This window comes from Nitratidesulfovibrio liaohensis (assembly GCF_011682075.1).
GTDB lineage: Bacteria > Desulfobacterota > Desulfovibrionia > Desulfovibrionales > Desulfovibrionaceae > Cupidesulfovibrio > Cupidesulfovibrio liaohensis.
On record NZ_VSMK01000314.1, the window covers coordinates 1 to 3,259 of the forward strand.

Annotated in this window: 2 protein-coding genes and 1 pseudogene; all 3 read left to right on the forward strand. The window is 68.4% G+C overall.

Annotation, left to right across the window (positions count from 1 at the left end; translation table 11 throughout):
- Positions 1-191: pseudogene (locus FVW27_RS11120) on the forward strand (response regulator); the annotation flags it as partial.
- A gap of 593 nt (positions 192-784) precedes the next feature.
- Entirely contained in the window at positions 785-2,092 is a 1,308-nt protein-coding gene (locus FVW27_RS11125) for a TadA family conjugal transfer-associated ATPase (RefSeq protein ID WP_223290254.1), read from the forward strand.
- Between the two features lie 32 nt (positions 2,093-2,124).
- Entirely contained in the window at positions 2,125-3,090 is a 966-nt protein-coding gene (locus FVW27_RS11130; protein WP_167125150.1) for a type II secretion system F family protein, read from the forward strand.
- Positions 3,091-3,259 lie beyond the last annotated feature (169 nt).

A 3,259-nucleotide genomic window follows, 5' to 3' on the forward strand; every position in this document is an offset into this window, starting at 1 on the left:
CCGCCGCCGCAACGCCCGGCAACGGCGGCGCCGCCCCCGGCATGAAGGCGGGCAGCCTGTTCGCCCGGCTGCTGCACCGCAAGGGCGACGACACCCACGAACCCAATCGGCGCGGCATGGAACGCGGTCCCGAACATGAACGGGGCGGCCTGCTGCCGCACGGCGTCCTGTTGCAGGGCGCAAGGGGATAATCATGAGACTGGCCGAACGACTGATGCGCACCACGCGGCGGCAACCCGCCCCCGCGCTGCACCTGGAACCCGTTGCGTCCGAAGACGCCCGTACGGGCAACGCCCCCTATGGGACAGAGGACGACGCACAGGCCCATGCCGATGTCTACGGCCACCTGCAACTCGATCCGGACGGCCAGGACCAGGACCAGGGGCGGGGCGACGGCATGCCGCAGGCGCCACGCCTTGGCGCCTCGGGCCTGAACGCCCGCAGCCATCTTTCCGCCGTTGCCCCCGCCGCCATGGCTGGCATTGCCATCCAGCCCGTCACCGCACGCCACGAGGCGCCGGACGAAACCGACAGCGCGCCCATCCCGCGCGTGCCGGTCAACGACGCCACCCTGTTCCGCGCGCCGCGGCCCGAATCCGCGCCGGTGTCCGAACACGTGACGGTCACCTCGCCCCGTGCCGACGCACCGGAAGCGCAGTCTGACGACGCCCAGTCCGTCCAGTCCGTCCAGTCCGCCCAAGCGGGCCAAGCGGGCCAAGCGGGCCAAACCGGAAAATCCCGTCCGTCGTCACGGCCCGCAGCCCGCCCCGCCAGCGCGGAACAGGTGTGCGACGTGACCACCCTGACCCTGCACGGCGACCACTACTACGAAATCCGCGCCCGCCTGCAGGACCGCCTGCTGGAGATGATGGACCTGGCCGCCGCCGAATCGCTGCCGCCCGACAGGCTGGCCGCCGAAATTTCCCGCCTGGTGGAAAAGCTGCTGCGCGAGGAGTTCCGTCAGGCCCCCCTCAATGCCCAGGAACAGCGCCAACTGGTCGAGGACATCCGCGACGAGGTCATGGGCCTTGGCCCGCTGGAACCGCTGCTGCGCGACCCCACGGTCAACGACATCCTCGTGAACAACTACCGCATGGTCTACGTGGAACGGCGCGGCAAGCTGATCCGGGTCAACACCCGCTTCCTGGACGACGACCACCTGCGCAAGATCATCGACCGCATCGTGGCCCGCATCGGCCGCCGCGTGGACGAGGCATCGCCCATGGTGGACGCGCGCCTGGCCGACGGTTCGCGCGTCAACGCCATCATCCCGCCGCTGGCCCTGGACGGCCCCAGCCTGTCCATCCGCCGCTTTTCCAAGGACCCGCTGGAACTGGAAGACCTGATCCGCTTCGGCGCGCTGACCCCGGAAATGGGCGAGGTGCTGCGCGGCATCGTCAAGGCGCGGCTGAACATCATCGTTTCCGGCGGCACCGGCTCGGGCAAGACCACCATGCTCAACTGCCTGTCGCGCTTCGTGCCGCACGACGAACGCATCGTGACCATCGAGGACGCGGCGGAACTGCAACTGAAGCAGGACCACGTGGTGCGGCTGGAAACCCGGCCCGCCAACATCGAGGGCCACGGCCAGGTCACCGCGCGCGACCTGGTCAAGAACTGCCTGCGCATGCGGCCCGACCGCATCATCGTGGGCGAAGTGCGCAGCGGCGAGGTGCTGGACATGCTGCAGGCCATGAACACCGGCCACGACGGCTCGCTGACCACCATCCACGCCAACACCCCGCGCGACTGCCTGATGCGCCTGGAAACCATGGTGGCCATGGCCGGGCTGAACATCGGCACCCTGTCGCTGAAGCGGTACATCGCGTCCGCCGTGGACGTGATCATCCAGGTTTCGCGCCTGGCCGACGGCTCGCGCAAGATGACCAGCCTTTCGGAAATCACCGGCATGGAAGGCGACGCCATCACCATGCAGGACATCTTCACCTTCGAACAGACCGGCGTGGACGAGAACGGCAAGGTGCAGGGGCGGTTCCGCTCCGGCGGCATCCGGCCCCGCTTCGCCCCGCGCCTGGCCGCCATGGGCATCGAGCTTGGCGGCGCACTGTTCGATCCCGGCTTGTCGCAGTAAGCGCGGCAACCTGAACGCAAAGGGGTTTCGCCATGATGCTCGTCATCGCCGTACTCTCGGTCATCGCCATGTTCGTGTTCGTCATGGGCGTGCTGGACCTTGCCTACGGCCGCCGCCGCGCCACGGCGCAGCGCGTGGGACAGCGCATGGAAAACCTGCTGCGGGCGAAAAACGAACAGGACCGGGTGGACCTGGAACGCCGTCGCGCCCTGTCCGACGTGGACTGGCTGCACCGGATGCTGGCCGCCCAGTCATGGACCAAGAAGATGGACCTCGCGCTGGAACAGGCGCAGGTGCGGGCCACCCTGGGCGTGCTGCTGCTGGCTTCCGTGCTGGGCGCGGCCTCGTGCTTCCTGGTCATGCACCTGCTGGTGGACAACCTGTTCCTGCTGGTGGCGCCGCCGCTGGCGCTGGGCTACGCGCCCTTCCTGTGGGTGCAGCGCAAGCGCAACGCCCGCATGGGCCGCTTCCAGCGCCAGTTGCCCGACGCGCTGGACCTCATCGCCCGCGCGCTGAAGGCGGGGCACGCCTTCAATCAGGGCATGCGCATGGTGGCCGACGAATTTGCCGACCCCATCGGCCCGGAATTCCAGAAGACCCTGGACGAGATCAACTTCGGCATCCCGGCGGACGCGGCCCTGTACAACCTGACCCGCCGCGTGGACTGCCCGGACCTGAAGTTCTTCGTGGTGTCGGTGAACATCCAGCGTGAAACCGGCGGCAACCTTGCGGAAATCGTCACCAACATCGCCCGGCTGATCCGCGAGCGGTTCAAGCTGGCGGGCCGGGTGCGCGTGCTTTCGGCGGAAGGCCGCCTGACGGCGTGGATCCTGTTCGTGCTGCCCTTCGGCATCGGGTTCATCATCAACCTGCTGAACCCCGACTTCATGAGCGCCCTGTACGCCACGCCCGAAGGCAACATGCTGCTCACCGCGTCGCTGTTCCAGATGGCCATCGGCGGCATAGCGCTCAAGCGCATGACCACCATCCGGGTGTAGGGGACACAACCATGACGTTCGACGAAACCATGATCCCCTTCCTGGCCGCCCTGCTGGCCTCCGGCGCGGTCTTGCTGGTGGCGCAGGCCCTGCGCGGCATGTTCGGCAACCGCCAGCGGGTGCAGCGCATGCATGGCCGTCTCGCCCGGCACGCGGCTGGTGCCCGTGC

Coding starts and splice junctions, on each gene's coding strand:
- FVW27_RS11130 (WP_167125150.1), top strand. CDS start 2,125: ATGATGCTCGTCATCGCCGTACTCTCGGTCATCGCCATGTTCGTGTTC.